Annotated in this window: 17 protein-coding genes; 8 read left to right on the top strand and 9 right to left on the bottom strand. The window is 70.8% G+C overall.

The genetic code is table 11. From position 1 onward, the window contains the following. Positions 1 to 72: 72 nt before the first annotated feature. Positions 73 to 1,494: a glycosyltransferase family 87 protein gene (locus Q0D57_RS04290; protein WP_291038689.1), complete on the top strand. Its 1,422-nt coding sequence runs from the start codon at positions 73 to 75 to the stop codon at positions 1,492 to 1,494. Beyond that, complete coding sequence (locus tag Q0D57_RS04285; protein WP_291038686.1) at positions 1,478 to 2,959, top strand: hypothetical protein; 1,482 nt, start codon at positions 1,478 to 1,480, stop codon at positions 2,957 to 2,959. The genes Q0D57_RS04290 and Q0D57_RS04285 overlap by 17 nt, the downstream gene beginning before the upstream one ends. A gap of 7 nt (positions 2,960 to 2,966) precedes the next feature. Here Q0D57_RS04285 and greA read toward each other — a convergent pair whose 3' ends face one another. After that, the gene (greA, locus tag Q0D57_RS04280; RefSeq protein WP_291038683.1) at positions 2,967 to 3,455 is read right to left on the bottom strand and encodes a transcription elongation factor GreA; all 489 of its coding nucleotides are present in this window, start codon (positions 3,453 to 3,455) and stop codon (positions 2,967 to 2,969) included. Between the two features lie 9 nt (positions 3,456 to 3,464). After that, positions 3,465 to 3,866, bottom strand: a complete 402-nt coding sequence (locus tag Q0D57_RS04275; RefSeq protein WP_291038679.1) for a DUF4307 domain-containing protein — start codon at positions 3,864 to 3,866, stop codon at positions 3,465 to 3,467. Positions 3,867 to 3,941: 75 nt separating this feature from the next. Between Q0D57_RS04275 and mca the strand changes: the two genes are divergently transcribed. Further along, entirely contained in the window at positions 3,942 to 4,829 is an 888-nt protein-coding gene (gene mca, locus Q0D57_RS04270) for a mycothiol conjugate amidase Mca (protein WP_366518581.1), read from the top strand. Then, on the top strand, positions 4,826 to 5,146 hold the full coding sequence (locus Q0D57_RS04265; RefSeq protein ID WP_291038676.1) for a hypothetical protein: 321 nt from the start codon (positions 4,826 to 4,828) through the stop codon (positions 5,144 to 5,146). The genes mca and Q0D57_RS04265 overlap by 4 nt, the downstream gene beginning before the upstream one ends. On the opposite strand, the gene Q0D57_RS04260 is transcribed toward Q0D57_RS04265, so the two are convergent. After that, positions 5,072 to 5,821, bottom strand: coding sequence for a hemolysin III family protein (locus tag Q0D57_RS04260; protein ID WP_291038674.1), 750 nt, complete (start codon positions 5,819 to 5,821; stop codon positions 5,072 to 5,074). The two genes, Q0D57_RS04265 and Q0D57_RS04260, sit on opposite strands and share 75 nt — an antisense overlap. Positions 5,822 to 5,853: 32 nt before the next feature. On the opposite strand from Q0D57_RS04260, the gene Q0D57_RS04255 reads away from it, so the two are divergent. From Q0D57_RS04255 to Q0D57_RS04245, 3 genes are all read left to right on the top strand, one after another. Beyond that, a complete protein-coding gene (locus Q0D57_RS04255; protein ID WP_291038671.1) occupies positions 5,854 to 6,639 on the top strand; it encodes an isoprenyl transferase in 786 nt (261 codons plus the stop codon). 355 nt (positions 6,640 to 6,994) lie between these two features. Further along, a complete protein-coding gene (locus Q0D57_RS04250) occupies positions 6,995 to 8,365 on the top strand; it encodes a PhoH family protein (RefSeq protein WP_291038668.1) in 1,371 nt (456 codons plus the stop codon). A 91-nt stretch (positions 8,366 to 8,456) separates the two neighbouring features. Further along, the gene (locus tag Q0D57_RS04245) at positions 8,457 to 8,999 is read left to right on the top strand and encodes a prepilin peptidase (RefSeq protein WP_291038665.1); all 543 of its coding nucleotides are present in this window, start codon (positions 8,457 to 8,459) and stop codon (positions 8,997 to 8,999) included. Between the two features lie 91 nt (positions 9,000 to 9,090). Here the strand turns inward: Q0D57_RS04245 and Q0D57_RS04240 are convergent, their stop codons facing one another. The 5 genes from Q0D57_RS04240 to xseA form a co-directional block, all read right to left on the bottom strand. After that, positions 9,091 to 10,506: a class II fumarate hydratase gene (locus tag Q0D57_RS04240; protein ID WP_291038662.1), complete on the bottom strand. Its 1,416-nt coding sequence runs from the start codon at positions 10,504 to 10,506 to the stop codon at positions 9,091 to 9,093. 85 nt (positions 10,507 to 10,591) lie between these two features. Continuing rightward, positions 10,592 to 11,254: a carbonic anhydrase gene (locus tag Q0D57_RS04235; protein WP_291038659.1), complete on the bottom strand. Its 663-nt coding sequence runs from the start codon at positions 11,252 to 11,254 to the stop codon at positions 10,592 to 10,594. Further along, a complete protein-coding gene (locus tag Q0D57_RS04230; protein WP_291038656.1) occupies positions 11,251 to 11,922 on the bottom strand; it encodes a DUF4245 domain-containing protein in 672 nt (223 codons plus the stop codon). The genes Q0D57_RS04235 and Q0D57_RS04230 overlap by 4 nt, the downstream gene beginning before the upstream one ends. 4 nt (positions 11,923 to 11,926) lie before the next feature. After that, positions 11,927 to 12,166: an exodeoxyribonuclease VII small subunit gene (locus Q0D57_RS04225; protein WP_291038653.1), complete on the bottom strand. Its 240-nt coding sequence runs from the start codon at positions 12,164 to 12,166 to the stop codon at positions 11,927 to 11,929. Positions 12,167 to 12,175: 9 nt separating this feature from the next. Then, positions 12,176 to 13,513, bottom strand: coding sequence for an exodeoxyribonuclease VII large subunit (xseA, locus tag Q0D57_RS04220; RefSeq protein ID WP_291038650.1), 1,338 nt, complete (start codon positions 13,511 to 13,513; stop codon positions 12,176 to 12,178). Between the two features lie 87 nt (positions 13,514 to 13,600). On the opposite strand from xseA, the gene Q0D57_RS04215 reads away from it, so the two are divergent. Then, complete coding sequence (locus Q0D57_RS04215; protein ID WP_291038876.1) at positions 13,601 to 14,635, top strand: 4-hydroxy-3-methylbut-2-enyl diphosphate reductase; 1,035 nt, start codon at positions 13,601 to 13,603, stop codon at positions 14,633 to 14,635. Positions 14,636 to 14,694: 59 nt separating this feature from the next. Here Q0D57_RS04215 and Q0D57_RS04210 read toward each other — a convergent pair. Next, a partial coding sequence (locus Q0D57_RS04210) for a DUF6264 family protein (protein WP_291038646.1) occupies positions 14,695 to 15,124 on the bottom strand: 430 nt, incomplete at its 5' end.

Below are 15,124 nucleotides of genomic sequence, written 5' to 3'. Positions count from 1 at the left end.
GCCGGTCTCCCGGCAGGCCATCCTAGAGTGGGCGAGCAGCGCCCTCGATCGACGAACAGAGAGCTCCACCCCATGGTCAGAACGATCCTCACCGCGTGCGCGGTCGTCGCTCTGGCCGCCGTGGTGGGCTGGCAGTCGGCCACCCTCGAGCTCTTCTCGCGCACGCAGACGCCCGCCCTCGTCGCCTCGACCGCGGTGGCCTGGGCCCTCTTCGCCCTCGCCTTCGTGCTGCTGCGCCGCGTGCGCCCCTCGCACGTGCTGCCGCTCGTCATCTCGGGAGCCCTCCTCGTGGGCGGTGCCGCCCTGCTCGGCCCGCCCAACACGAGCACCGACTCCGCCCGCTACGCCTGGGACGGCATCGTCGCCGGGGAAGGCCTCTCGCCCTACGACCACGTGCCCGTGGCCGACGAGCTCGCCGACCTGCGGGTCGACTGGCTGATCACCGAGCCCGACGCCCTCTCGGCGAAGGGCAAGGCCGTGTGCGACGAGCTGCGGGTCTACGGCACCACCTCGGTGCCGTCAGGCGATCCGCTCTGCACCTCGATCAACCGCCCGCACGTGCCCACGATCTACCCGCCTCTCGCCGAGCTCTACTTCGCCGCCGTGCGGCTGCCCGTGGCCGACACCGTGGAGTACCTCCCGTTCCAGGTCGCCGGGTTGCTGGTGTCGCTCGGGGTGAGCGCCATGCTGATCGTGGCGCTCAGGAGACGCGGCGGCGACCCCGCGTGGGCGGCGCTCTGGGCGTGGTCGCCGTTCGTGGCCACCGAGGCCGTCACCAACTCCCACGTCGACGCCCTCGGGGTGCTGCTCGCCCTCGGCGCGAGCCTCCTGGTCGCCTCGGGGCGACGGGTATGGGGCGGCATCGCCCTCGGCGCGGCCATCGCCACGAAGCTCATCCCGATGATCGTGGCACCGCCGCTTCTGAAGCGACGGCCGTTCACCGTCATCCTCGTCTCGATCGCCACCTTCGCCCTGCTCTACGTGCCCTACGTGGTGCTCTCGGGGCCCGAGGTCATCGGCTACCTGCCCGGCTACCTCAGCGAGGAGGGCTACGACGACGGATCGCGCTTCGCCCTGCTCTCGCTCGTGCTGCCCGGCAACGCCGCGCTCGTGGCCGCACTCGTGATCGTGGCGGTGGTGGCGGGGCTCTGCTGGTGGAAGGCCGATCCGACGGCGCCGTGGTTGGCGCAACTCGTGCTGATCGGCACGGTGCTCGTGGTGCTGAGCCCCCGCTACTCCTGGTACGCCCTGCTGCTCGTGCCGTTCGTGGTGCTGACCCGGCGGTGGGAGTGGCTCGCCATCGCGCTCGCGCTCACCGCGCGGCTGCTCGTGCCCTCCCTCACGGTGTCGCGGGTGGCGCTCGCGCTCGCCGTGGTGGTCGTGGCGGTGGGGTGGTGGATCAGGCGGCGCCAGGGACGGGCCGTGCACCAGCCCGACCGTGCGCCAAGCGCCGACGCCGGGCTGCGGGAAGGCAGACGTGCCGAGAGCCCTTAGCCTCCGCTGGTCGGCCACGCTCGTCGGGCTGCTCGGGTTCGCGGCGGCCTTCATCGGGTCGTGGACGCCGTCGATCTGGTACGACGAGGCCGCCACCATCGCCTCCGCCACCCGCAGCTGGGGGTCGCTCGGGCGCATGCTCGAGAGCGTCGACGCCGTGCACGCCGTCTACTACGCCCTCATGCACGTGTGGTTCGACCTCGTGGGCTACGACCCGATCACCCTCCGCCTCCCGAGCGCCGTGTTCGCCGGGGTCGCCGCCGCGCTCACCGTCGTGCTCGCCACGAAGCTCCTCTCGAGCCGTGGTCTGGGCCTCCTGGCGGGGGTCGTGCTCATCGTGCTGCCCCGCTTCACCTGGGCCGGCGGCGAGGGCCGCTCCTACGCTCTCGGCATGCTGCTCGCGGTGGGCCTCACGCTCGCGCTCGTGAGCGCCCTCCGAGCGGATGCCCGCTGGTGGCGCTGGGTGGTCTACGGCGCGCTGGCCGTGCTCTCGATCGCCGTCTTCCTCTACCTCGCACTGGTCGTGGCGGCCCACGCGCTCACCGTGCTCCTCCGCTGGGCGCTGGGGTCCCGGGCCGGCACCCCGCGGGGCGGCACAGCCGTCATCCGCTTCGCCGTGACGGCCGCGGCGGCGGTGCTCGTGAGCCTGCCGCTCGTGCTCGCGGTGGTGGGGCAGTCGGGGCAGGTCAGCTGGCTGGCGCCGATCGACACCGACACCTGGCGGGGCGTCTTCCTCACCCAGTTCTTCCCGAAGAACCCGGCGATCGCGGTGGCGGCCTGGAGCCTCGTCGTGCTCGGGCTGGTGGCTCTCGTCGCGCGGCGGGGGCTCCGGGCAGCGGCCCTCGTGGTGCTGCCCTGGCTCGTCGTGCCCACGCTCGCCCTCGTCGTCGCCTCCGTGCTGGTGACCCCGCTCTACACGCCCCGCTACCTCACCTTCTCCCTTCCGGCGGCCGCGATCGCCATGGCCGCCGCACCGGCCCTCCTCCCGGGAGCCGCCGGCCGCCTGCGCGTCGCGGCCGGGGTCGCGGTGGTCGCCCTGCTGGCCGTGCTCGCCCTGCCGAGCTACCTCGCCCAGCGGATGCCCGAGGCCAAGCAGGATGCGAGCTGGTCGCAGGGCGCCGGCACGGTCTCGCGCCTCGACCGGGACGAGCCCACGGCCGTGGTCTTCGGCAGCATCGCCTACCATCCGGGCGCGACGGCACGCGTGGTCGAGTACGCCTACCCCGAGGCCTTCTCAGGCCTCGACGACGTCGCGCTCACGGTGCCGCTCGAGGAGTCGCCGGACCTGTGGGAGAAGGCGGATCCGGTCGACGCCGAGATGCTCGACGGCTACGACCGCGTGGTCCTCGTCACGAGCGGGCGCGAGCGCGTCGAGAACGAGGAGGCGATCGTGGCCGCGGGCTTCCGCGAGACGGAGCGCGACCGCTCGACCAACCTCGTCGTCGTGGTCTACGAGCGGCAGTAGGGGAGCGTCAGCCCTCGAACGTCTCCACGTTCGTGATCTCCACCGTGATGTCGCGCCCGTTGGGTGCCGTGTAGGTGGTCCTCTCGCCGATCTTCAGCCCGAGCACGGCGGTGCCGAGCGGGCTCTGCTCGCTGTAGACGTCGAGGTCGGCGTTGCCGGCGATCTCGCGGCTGCCGAGGAGGAAGCGCTCCTCGCCACCGGCCACGACGGCCGTCACGACCACGCCGGGCTCGACCACGCCGTGGCTCACGGGGGTCTCACCCACCTGGGCGGTGCGCAGCAGCTGCGTGAGCTGGCGGATGCGGGCCTCGATCTTGCCCTGCTCGTCCTTCGCGGCGTGGTAACCGCCGTTCTCCTTGAGGTCACCCTCTTCGCGCGCCTGCTCGATGCGCTTGGCGATCTCGATGCGTGCGGGGCCGCTGAGCTGCTCGAGCTCGTTCGTCAGGCGGTCGTGCGCCTCCTGAGTGAGCCAGGTGACCTGGGTGTCTTCAGCCATTGCGAAAGCCTAAGGGAGCCAGCAGTTGGAAATCAAACCCGTCGTGGCCAGCTCGCTCGTGCGCACGACCTCGGTGAACGAGCGGTTCGCGAGGTCGGACGGCGGCACCTCGATGACCTTCCAGCCCACCACGGCGAACTTGTCGCTGAGCGCCTGCACGGCGCAGAGCGCGCCCTCGCCGCGGGGGAGCGTGACATCGAAGCGCACCTCGACGTGACTGTCGTCGATCACCGTGTGGGCGATGTCCTGCGTGGCCACGGTCGCGTTCGTGCCGTCCAGACCCGCCCACAGGACCCAGGCGATGACCACGACGGCCACGGCGGATCCGGCGACCCAGGCCACCAGGCGGGTCCGCCGCCGGCGCGACGGCGTGCGGCCGTAGCGCTCCTCGAGCAGGTGGTCGGTGCTCACGCGGTGTTCTCCCGGTTCGGGACGGTTAGTCTTGGGGGTGGTCCTGTACCCAGGCTAATCGCATTCCATGAGGAGTTGAGACCGCTGACGCTGCGCCTCCTGTCCGTTCACGCCCATCCCGACGACGAGTCGAGCAAGGGCGCGGCCACCTACGCCTACTACCTCGACCGCGGCGTCGAGGTGATGGTGGTCAGCTGCACGGGGGGCGAACGCGGCTCCGTGCTGAACGAGTCGCTCGAGCCCCGCATCTGGGCCGAGCGCGACATGGGGGGCCTCCGCCGGGTCGAGATGGCCGCCGCCCAGGCCGCGGTGGGTTTCCAGCACCGCTGGCTCGGCTACCACGACTCAGGCTGGATCGAGCCGGAGTCCGGCGACCCGCTGCCTGTGAACTCGTTCGGGGCCATCCCGGTCGAGATCTCGGCGCAGCCGCTCGTCAAGCTCATCCGCGAGTTCCGGCCGCAGGTGCTCATCACCTACGACGAGAAGGGCGGCTACCCGCATCCGGACCACATCCGCACCCACGAGGTGTCGATGCGCGCCTGGGAGCTCGCTGCCGACGCTTCGGCGCATCCGGAGCTCGGCGAGGCCTGGTCGATCTCCAAGCTCTACTACGACCGCACCATGAACCCCGCGCGCTTCGAGGCGGTCTTCGACTACCTCACCAAGGAGCTCCCCGAGCACGCGCTGCTGAAGACGCTCACCGAGATGCGCGGCTGGGTCGACGGCCGGCCGCATCTCGCCACCGTGAGCATCCCGGCCGGCGCCTTCTTCGACGTGCGGGACAGAGCCCTCCGGGCGCACGCGAGCCAGGTCGCCCCCGACCACCCCTTCTTCTTCTGGCCGAACGACATCCTGCAGACCGCCTGGCCCTACGAGGACTACCAGCTCGTGCAGTCGCGGGTGGAGGTCACCTCGACCGGCCCTGAGACCGACCTGTTCGACGGTGTGGAGGACCAGGCGTGAGCGCCCTCCTCGACCACATCGTCGCGGCGGCCGTGGCGACCGAGGAGAACACGCCGGATCCGGATCAGGTGACGCCGGGCGTCGTCGGTTTCATCGCGACCTTCTTCGTGGCGGCCGTGACGGTGCTGCTCGTGATCGACATGGTGCGGCGGGTGCGGCGGGTGACCTACCGGGCGCAGGTGCGCGAGCAGCTCGAGGCCGAGGCGCGCGACGCGGCCGCAGCTGAGGCAGGTGCGGCCGGCTCAGCCGTTGAAGGGCGGGTCGATCGCCAGCAGCAGGATCGCGGTCCAGTGGCAGAGGAACGCGACGACCGTTAGCGTGTGGAACACCTCGTGGAAGCCGAACCTCCCGGGGAAGAAGTTGGGCTTCTTGAGCGCGTAGGCCACGGCCCCGAGCGTGTAGGCGAGGCCTCCCGCGGCGACCAGGATCATGGATGCCGGGTTCACGGCGAAGATGTCGCCGAGGTAGGCCACGGCCGCCCAGCCGAGCGCCAGGTACAGGATGACGTAGAGCCAGCGCGGCGCGCCGATCCAGAACACCCGGAAGCCGATGCCGAGCAGCGCTCCCGCCCAGACCACCACGAGCAGCAGGGTGCCCTTCTCGGGCGGCAGCGCGAGCACGGCGATCGGTGTGTAGGTGCCGGCGATCAGCAGGAATATGTTGGCGTGGTCGATGCGCTTGAAGATGAGCTTCGTCTTCGGCGTCCAATTGATGCGGTGGTAGAGCGCCGAGTTGCCGAAGAGCAGCATCGAGGTGAGCATGAAGACCGCGCTCGCCCACTTCGCGGGCGCGCCCTCCGCCAGGCAGATCAGCACGATGCCGGCGACGATGGTGAAGGGGAACGTGCCGGCGTGGATCCAGCCCCGCCAGGTGGGCTTCACCTCGACCGGCGGGTGGTCGATCGCGTCGTCGAGCAGGGGCACGTTGGGAAGGTCGGGCCCGCCGTCCTCCGTGGTGTCGGCGCGGGACGAATCGGGTGCGGGCATGTGCATCAGACTACGCCAGCAGCGAGTAACGTGACTGTGTGCCGAAACGCCAGCAGCAGGTCGGAGAAGGTCTTCTCTATCGCCTCTACCAGAGGCGCATCCGACGTCACCTAGACGGATCGGTGCTGCCCAAGCACGTCGCCATGATCCTCGACGGCAACCGTCGCTGGGCCAAGCAGCGCTCGCTCGGCACCGCCGCGCACGGGCACCGGGCGGGGGCCGCGAAGATCCGCGAGTTCCTCGAGTGGTGCGACGACCTCGGCATCGAGGTGGTGACCCTCTACCTGCTCTCGACCGACAACCTCACCAACCGCTCCGGTGACGAGCTCACCGAGCTGATCGAGATCATCGCCGACCTCGCCGACGACATCTCGCGCTTCCGCGACTGGCGGGTCAAGCACGTCGGCACCCACGCGGGGCTCCCCGAGCCCCTCATCGCGGCGCTCGACGGCGCCGAAGCGCGCACGGCGTCGCACACCGGACTGCACGTCAACCTCGCGGTGGGCTACGGCGGGCGCTCGGAGATCGCGGATGCGGTGCGCAGCATCATCCAGAAGCACCGCGACCTCGGTCACGGGCTCGACGAGCTCGAGGCCGACATCGACCAGGAGCTCATCGCCGAGCACCTCTACACGGGCGGCCAGCCGGATCCGGATCTCGTCATCCGCACCTCCGGCGAGCAGCGCCTCAGCGACTTCATGCTCTGGCAGTCGGCCCACAGCGAGTTCTACTTCATGGAGGCCCTGGGCCCCGACGTCCGCGAGGTGGACTTCCTCCGCGCCCTGAGGGACTACTCCCGCCGCCAGCGGCGGTTTGGGAGCTGACTCCGGCACGAGACTGAAACGCAACGGGCCGTACTCGACGACCCAGAGCGGGACAGTCGCCGGGCTGCGCCGCGCAGCGACGCGGCACGACGCCTGCCCCGCATGTCGCCCGCGCCGCAGAGGCGGCGGCGCGGAGAAGACGCAGCGCGAATTACACCCGTGTAACACGACGTTAATCTGATGCGTTGCGTGTCGTAACCCACGACCGTCGCAACCGGCGTAGCTTCGGTCACATCAGGCATGGCGCCTGATCGAGACGGCCACATAAGTACGTTTCGACACAACAACCGTGGCCCGATCGCCTACTGAATCCGAGCGCCGAGCGTTCGGGGTTGGAGTGGATGTGGCCGAGCCCATGACTCAGAAGACCAGCGGGACCAGCACCGGAGGAGAAGCACAAAGCAGCACCGACACCACTCGCACGACATCGACCGCCGAGGTGACCTACGTTCTGGACACCTCGGTTCTTCTGTCTGATCCGAAGGCGATCTTCCGCTTCGCCGAGCACGCGGTGGTCCTCCCGGTGATCGTCATCACCGAGCTGGAGTCCAAGCGCAACGACCCCGAGATCGGGTACTTCGCCCGGCAGGCGCTGCGCAACCTCGACGAGCTGCGCGTGCAGCACGAGCGCCTCGACTTCCCGATCGCGGTCGGCACCGAGGGCGGATCGCTGCGGGTGGAGCTCAACCACTCCAACACCTCGGTGCTGCCCTCGGGCCTGCAGCTCGGCGACAACGACACCCGCATCCTCGCGGTGGCGCAGAACCTCTCGAACGACGGGCTCAACGTCACGGTCGTGTCGAAGGATCTGCCGCTCCGCGTCAAGGCCGCCTCGATCGGCCTCGCCGCCGAGGAGTACCGCGCCGAGCTCGCGGTCGACTCCGGCTGGACCGGGATCGACTCAATCACGCTCGGCTCGGACGACATGGCGCGGCTCTACGACCAGGAGACGCTCACCACGCCCCTCGTCCGAGACATGCCGCTGAACACGGGCCTCGTCATCCACTCGGACCGCGGATCGGCGCTCGGCCGGGTGGTCTCGCGCGACACGTTCCAGGTCGTGCGCGGCGACCGCGACGTCTTCGGCCTGCACGGCCGGTCGGCGGAGCAGCGCGTGGCGATCGACATGCTGCTCGACCCGGAGGTCGGGATCGTGTCGCTGGGGGGTCGAGCCGGTACGGGGAAGTCCGCTCTGGCCCTGTGCGCCGGTCTCGAGGCGGTGCTGGAGAAGCAGCAGCACAAGAAGATCATGGTGTTCCGGCCGCTCTACGCGGTGGGCGGGCAGGAGCTCGGCTTCCTGCCGGGCGACGCCGCCGAGAAGATGAACCCGTGGGCGCAGGCCGTGTTCGACACGCTCGGCTCGCTCGTGTCGCAGAACGTGCTCGACGAGGTGATCGATCGCGGCATCCTCGAGGTGCTGCCGCTCACCCACATCCGGGGCCGTTCGCTGCACGACGCGTTCGTGATCGTCGACGAGGCGCAGTCGCTCGAGCGCAACGTGCTGCTCACGGTGCTCTCCCGCATCGGGCAGAACTCGCGCGTGGTGCTCACGCACGACGTGGCGCAGCGGGACAACCTGCGGGTGGGGCGGCACGACGGTGTCGCGTCGGTGATCGAGACGCTCAAGGGGCACTCGCTCTTCGGACACATCACCCTCACCCGCTCGGAGCGCTCCGCGATCGCCGCGCTCGTCACCGAGATGCTGGAGTCGAACGAGCTCGCCTAGCGGCTCCTGCACCGGAACGGCTCGGGCCGCGACCGTCCACCGAGGTGGGGGTCGCGGCCCTTCGCCGTCCACCGCCGCGTAGCGTGCCGGCATGGTGTCTCCACCGCCCGCCACTGCCCTGCTGATCTATCTCGCAGCCGTGAGCCTGCCGCTGGCCCTGGCGGACCTGAGTGCGAGAGTGCTCCCCAACCGCCTGACGATCCCGGGACTGGTGCTCCTGCTGGCAACTGTCGCGGCGGTGCCGGGTAGGTCCGCGGCATCGTCTCTGGCGGCTGCGGGTGTCGCCGCCACGGTCTTCGGTGCCGTGTGGGCGGCGGGGGCGGTGGGCATGGGAGACGTCAAGCTCGCGACGCTCCTGGCGGGCACGGCGGCGCTCACGGATGCGCGGGCCCTCCCGACGGCAGCCCTCGCCTTCGCCCTCCTCGGCGGCACCCAGGCAGCGCTGGCGCTGGCGCACCGCCACCTCCGCCACAGCTCCGGCCGCGGCCCCGGCATCGGCATCGCTAGCGGCAGCGGCCCCGGTCAGCCCGCACGGTCACCCCCACTCCACGGGACGTTCGCACCCCACCAGCCGGGCATCCCCCTGGGCCCGCCCCTCCTGGCCGCCTTCTGGGTGGGAGTGCTCCTGCGCTGAGCGCCGGAGGAGGAAGCGGGTGGCGGAAACACGAAACGGAGGAACCCGTGCGGCCTGGGGCCGCGGGTTCCTCCGTTCCGGGGGAGTGGGGCTACTTCGCGGCGGGCGGTGCCGTCATCGAGAGCACGTCGAGCGCCGAGTCGAGCTGCTCGAGGGTGACCTCGCCGCGCTCCACGAAGCCGAGGTCGATCACGGCCTCGCGCACGGTGAGGCCCTTGGCCACGGAGTGCTTGGCGATCTTCGCGGCCGACTCGTAGCCGATCACGCGGTTCAGCGGCGTCACGATCGACGGCGACGACTCGGCCAGGGCACGGGCCCGCTCGAGGTTGGCCTCGAGGCCCACGACCGTCTTGTCGGCCAGCAGCACCGAGGAGTTCGCGAGCAGACGGATCGACTCGAGCAGCGCGGTGCCCATCACGGGGATGGCCACGTTGAGCTCGAACGCACCGGAGGCACCCGACCAGGCGATCGACGCGTCGTTGCCGATCACGCGCGAGCAGACCATGAGCACGGCCTCGGGGATGACGGGGTTGACCTTGCCGGGCATGATCGACGAGCCGGGCTGCAGGTCGGGGATGTGCAGCTCGCCGATGCCGGTGTTCGGGCCCGAGCCCATCCAGCGCAGGTCGTTGCAGATCTTGGTGAGCGACACGGCGAGCACGCGCAGGGCTCCGGATGCCTCCACGAGCGAATCGCGGGCACCCTGGGCCTCGAAGTGGTCGCGCGCCTCGGTGATCGGCAGGCCGGTCTCGTCGGCGAGCAGCGAGATCACGAGCTGCGGGAACCCGGCGGGCGTGTTGATGCCCGTGCCCACGGCGGTGCCGCCGAGCGGAACCTCGGCCACGCGGGGGAGCGCCGACTTCACGCGCTCGATGCCGAGGCGGATCTGCGCGGCGTAGCCGCCGAACTCCTGGCCGAGGGTCACGGGCGTCGCGTCCATGAGGTGGGTGCGGCCGGCCTTGACGGCGGTGGCCCAGAGCGCTGCCTTCTCCTCGAGCGCCTTCTGCAGGTGCTCGAGCGAGGGGATCAGGTCGTGGATGAGGGCGCCGGTGACCGCGACGTGCACCGAGGTGGGGAACACGTCGTTGGAGGACTGCGAGGCGTTCACGTGGTCGTTGGGGTGCACGTTCGAGCCGAGGGACTCGGTGGCGAGCGAGGCGAGCACCTCGTTCATGTTCATGTTCGACGAGGTGCCGGATCCGGTCTGGTAGACGTCGATCGGGAAGTCGCCCTCGAACTCACCGGCGACCACGCGGTCGGCCGCCGCGGCGATGGCCTGGGCGATCGAGTCGTCGAGCACGCCCAGCCTGCTGTTGGCGAGCGCCGCCGCCTTCTTGATGCGGGCGAGGGCGGCGACCTGGGCGGTCTCGAGCCCGGCACCCGAGATGGGGAAGTTCTCGACCGCGCGCTGGGTCTGCGCGCCGTAGCGGGCGGAGACGGGGACCCGCACCTCGCCCATCGTGTCGTGCTCGATGCGGTACTCGGTCTGGTCGGCGGTGTCCACCACTGTGTGGTCGTCCTTTCGTCATGCCGGCGACGCAGCGCAGCGGCGTTGTGTTCCTGGGGTTGCGTACAGCTGGGGGGTTCGCGGGTCAGAGATCGCCGATCGCGATGTCGGCGACGGCCCGGCCTTCGGCGAGGCGGTAGTTCGCGCCCACCACTGCCAATCTACCCTCCGCGACCGCCTGGGTGATGATCTCCGACGACTCCAGCAGCTGGCCGACGGTGGAGCGGAGGTGGGCCTTGCCGACCGCACCCGCATCCGGAGCCGAGAGCAGCGATCCGTCGTCGGCCCGCTCGGTGGGCACCTTGTCGAGGGCCGGCACGATCTGCTCCACGAGGCCCCGGATGTGACCGGGCAGGGGAGCGGCGTCGGGCAGCTGCGAGTCGATGGCCGCGCGCACGGCGCCGCACTCGTCGTGCCCGAGCACGACGATGAGGGCGACGCCGAGCACCTCGACCGCGTACTCGAGGCTGCCGATGACCGAGCTGGAGATGACCTGACCCGCGTTCCGCACCACGAACAGGTCGCCGAGGCCGAGGTCGAAGATGATCTCGGCGGCCAGTCGCGAGTCGGCGCAGCCGAACAGCGCCGCGCGAGGGGTCTGCACGTGCGAGGTCTTGGCGCGGGTCTCCACGTCCTGACGCGGATGCTTGGGGGTGCCGGCGATGAACCGCTCGTTGCCGCGCTGCATCGTGGCCCAGACCCTGGAGGGTGTCGTGGCCTCGGTGCCGCTGTCGTCGTCGTCGGTCATTCCGCTCCCTCACTCTGCTCGAGCACGGTGCCGGCGATCGATCTCGCCACCACCTCGATCTCCTCCGGCTCCGCGGTGCCGAACACCACGAAGGTCGAGTCCCCAGACTCCGCGGTGAGCGCGTACTCGACGTTGCCCACTTCGTCCTGCCCCGATGCACCGGATCGGTTGTCGTACACCGTCCACTCCACGCCGTCGAGGTCGACGACGACGCCGCTCGCGAGCCCGCCGGCCACCTGGTCGGCGAGCCACGAGGGGTTCGCCTCCACGGCCTGGGTGAGACCCACGTACTCCTGCTCGGGCGAGATCAGTCCGATGTACCACGAGATCACGCCGTCGCTCGGGGCGGTGCGGATCTCGGCCGCGTTCGAGGTCCACCCCTCGGGGAGGTCGGGCACCGCGAGGGGCACGGGCATCGACGACTGGGCGCTCTCGGCCACGGTCGCGTAGTCGACGGGATCGAGCAGCGATCCCTCCGAGCGCGGCACGAGCAGCACGATGGCCGCCACGAGCGCCACCGAGGCCAGGAGGGCGTAGAGCAGGTTGAAGAGCGTCTTGCGGTCGCGGTAGAGCCGCGACGCCTCGGCCTTCCGGGCGGCGGTCTCATCGGGCGTCTCGGGCCGGCCGAGCTCGGCGACGATCGTCTGCTCGCTCTTGGCGCGCGCCATGCCGCTACTCCGCCGCCGTCGCGCGAGCGGCGTCGAGCCGTTCGCGGGCGCCGATGAGCCACTGCTCGCACCGGGAGGCGAGGGCCTCACCGCGCTCCCACAGCGCGAGCGACTTCTCGAGCGTGGCCGAGCCCTGCTCGAGCTCGCCCACCACACGGATGAGCTCGTCGCGAGCCTCCTCGTAGCTCAGCGACTCGGCGTCGGCACCGGGCGCGGGGGCGGCGGATGCGGGTGTGGCGGGCATGCTTCGATCCTAACGATCTCGGGGTGCGGATTCGGCGGCGGGGGAGTCCGCGGCGCGGTCGGCGGCGGGCGCCGTGGCGGGCCCCGTGGCGGGTGCACCGCCGCGGGAGGTGCGGCCGAGCGACTCGGCGTCGAACGCGCCCTTCGCGACCGTCACGGTGAGCCCGCTCCCGGCCGGCGCCTCGGAGTCGGCGCGCACGATGTGCCCGGCGTGCGGACCGCTCGTGGCCTGCACGATCGCGTAGCCCCGATCGAGCGTGCGCTGCGGCGACAGCGCGCGCAGGTGCCCGGCGAGCTCGCGCACCGTGTTCTGCTCGCGCTCGATCACCCGCCGCACGAGCTCCTCGCCGCGCGCCACGAAGCGCGTCAGGTCCTCCGAGCGCCGGTCGATCATCCATCCCGGCTCCGCGAGAACCGGCCGGCTGCGGATCTGCGCGATCCGGTCGACCTCCACCGACACGAGGTTCGCCACCCGGCCCCGGATGCGCAGCCGGGCCTGGTCGACCCGGTGCAGCTCCTCCGTGACATCCGGCACCACGCGCTTGGCGGCATCCGTCGGCGTGGAAGCCCTGAGGTCGGCCACGAGGTCGAGCAGGGGGGAGTCGGCCTCGTGCCCGATGGCGCTCACCACAGGGGTGCGGGCGGCGGCGACGGCTCGGACGACCGCCTCGTCGCTGAAGCCGAGCAGGTTCTGGAAGTCGCCGCCGCCGCGCGCGACGATGATGACGTCGATCGAGGGATCGGCGTCGAGCGCCTCGAGCGCCGCCACGACCTCGCGGGCCGTGCGGTCGCCCTGCACCGCCGCGTGCACCACGCGGAACCGCACGGAGGGCCACCGCAGCTGCGCGTTCCGCAGCACGTCCTTCTCCGCGTCGCTGTCCTTGCCCGTGATCAGGCCGATGCCACCGGGCAGGAACGGGAGGGGCTTCTTGCGCGCCCGGTCGAACAGCCCCTCGGCGGCGAGCTGCGTCTTCAGCCGCTCGAGCCGTTCGAGCAGGTCGCCGAGGCCGACATGGCGCATCTCGAACACCTGCATGGTGAGCGTGCCGCCGCGCACCCAGTAGTTCGGCTTGACGAGCGCGATCACGCGGTCGCCCTGCTTGAGGTCGGCCGGCAGCTTCGCCTTGACCGACGACCAGATGGTGAAGCTCACCGTCGCGTCGCCCGCGAGGTCTTTGAGCTTGCCGTAGACGTTGCCGCCCGAGACACCCCACTGGGTGATCTCGCCCTCGACCCAGGCCGTGCCGAGCCGCTCGATGTAGCCGCGGATCTTCTGCGCGAGCTCGCCGACCGGCCACGGATTCTCCAGCGTGGGCGGGCCCGAGACGAACGCGGGGGCGTCGGTCACGCCATCACTCTCCTTCACGGCGGCATTCACCCAGTCGCGCCGACGTAGACTCGAGGGGTGAGCAATGCGACGACCATCAGTCTGCCGATGCCGAGGATTCCCGGCGTTCGCAACAGGCTAAAGGATAACCCGGTGACCGGGCACAAGCGTGTGCTCCTGGCAGCCCCTCGCGGCTACTGTGCAGGAGTCGACAGAGCGGTCGTCGCCGTCGAGAAGGCTCTCGAGAACTACGGCGCCCCCGTCTACGTGCGCAAGCAGATCGTGCACAACGTGCACGTGGTCTCCACGCTCGAGAAGCGCGGCGCGATCTTCGTCGAGGAGGTCGACGAGGTGCCCGAGGGCGCCCACGTCGTCTTCTCGGCCCACGGCGTCTCGCCCGCCGTCGTGCAGGGTGCGGCCGACCGGGGCCTCCAGGCCATCGACGCGACCTGCCCCCTCGTCACGAAGGTGCACCGAGAGGCCGTGCGCTTCGCCCGCGACGACTTCGAGATCCTGCTGATCGGCCACGAGGGCCACGAGGAGGTCGAGGGCACCGCCGGGGAGGCGCCCGAGCACATCACGCTCGTCGGCAGCCCGGATGCGGTGGACGACATCGAGGTGAAGGACCCCGACAAGGTGGTCTGGCTCTCGCAGACGACCCTCTCGGTCGACGAGACCATGGAGACGGTGCGCCGCCTCCGCGTGAAGTTCCCGAACCTGCAGGATCCGCCCTCGGACGACATCTGCTACGCCACCCAGAACCGCCAGGTCGCCATCAAGAAGGTGGCGCAGGGCGCCGACCTCGTGATCGTGGTGGGCTCGGCGAACTCATCGAACTCGGTGCGCCTCGTGGAGGTCGCGCTCGAGTACGGCGCGAAGGCGGCCTACCGCGTCGACTACGCGCACGAGGTCAAGCAGGAGTGGCTCGACGGCGTCGAGACCGTGGGCGTGACCTCCGGCGCCTCGGTGCCCGAGGTGCTCGTGCAGGAGCTGCTCGACGACCTAGCGGGCGCCGGCTACGGCGACATCGAGACCGTGCAGACGGCGGAGGAGGACCTCGTGTTCTCGCTGCCCAAGGAGCTCCGCCGCGACACCTCCGGCAAGAAGGACCCGCGAGCCACCGGCGGTCGCCACCGCGCGTAGGGGCTGCGGCGGTCCGACCGCTGCGGTCAGCCGCGGCGCGGCGCCACTGGCGTCCCGGTCTACGGGCTGACGCGCGTGAGCGTGTCGAGGATGACCGGGTCGGCCATGATCGCGATGGTCACGACCGTGAAGCTGATCAGCCCCGCCACCACGGCCCCGATGATCGGGATGAAGAACGCCAGCTTGTTCTGCCGCACGCGCCGGATCGAGTAGACGGCCGTGAGCGCGAAGACGAGGAACGTCAGCGCCGCGCCCGCCACACCCGCGGTGTTCGCGGTCGCCGTGCCCGTGTAGGCGCTGTCGATTCCCCAGATCTCCATGACCTGGTTCATGACATCCGGAAGCGACACGAGCGACGAGATGGTGTTCGCGGTCCAGATCAGTCCGATGACCAGCAGCGCGATGGTGGCGATGCGGTCGGCCCGGTTGATGGGGCGACCGTCGGGGCCGAAGGTCGCCGCCGCGGGGGCCGGAGCCCGGCCCGCGACG

Origin of the sequence: Herbiconiux sp. (genome assembly GCF_023264895.1) — a bacterium.
GTDB lineage: Bacteria > Actinomycetota > Actinomycetes > Actinomycetales > Microbacteriaceae > Herbiconiux.
The sequence above is the reverse complement of the archived record's forward strand: the minus strand, read 5'-3'. Positions and strand labels throughout refer to the sequence as shown.

Bases quoted from the DNA above. Each gene is read 5' to 3' on its own strand.
- Q0D57_RS04290 (WP_291038689.1), top strand. From the start codon at position 73: ATGGTCAGAACGATCCTCACCGCGTGCGCGGTCGTCGCTCTGGCCGCC.
- greA (WP_291038683.1), bottom strand. From the start codon at position 3,455: ATGGCTGAAGACACCCAGGTCACCTGGCTCACTCAGGAGGCGCACGAC.
- Q0D57_RS04260 (WP_291038674.1), bottom strand. From the start codon at position 5,821: ATGCACATGCCCGCACCCGATTCGTCCCGCGCCGACACCACGGAGGAC.
- Q0D57_RS04250 (WP_291038668.1), top strand. From the start codon at position 6,995: ATGACTCAGAAGACCAGCGGGACCAGCACCGGAGGAGAAGCACAAAGC.
- Q0D57_RS04245 (WP_291038665.1), top strand. From the start codon at position 8,457: ATGGTGTCTCCACCGCCCGCCACTGCCCTGCTGATCTATCTCGCAGCC.
- Q0D57_RS04235 (WP_291038659.1), bottom strand. From the start codon at position 11,254: ATGACCGACGACGACGACAGCGGCACCGAGGCCACGACACCCTCCAGG.
- Q0D57_RS04230 (WP_291038656.1), bottom strand. From the start codon at position 11,922: ATGGCGCGCGCCAAGAGCGAGCAGACGATCGTCGCCGAGCTCGGCCGG.
- Q0D57_RS04225 (WP_291038653.1), bottom strand. From the start codon at position 12,166: ATGCCCGCCACACCCGCATCCGCCGCCCCCGCGCCCGGTGCCGACGCC.
- Q0D57_RS04215 (WP_291038876.1), top strand. From the start codon at position 13,601: ATGCCGAGGATTCCCGGCGTTCGCAACAGGCTAAAGGATAACCCGGTG.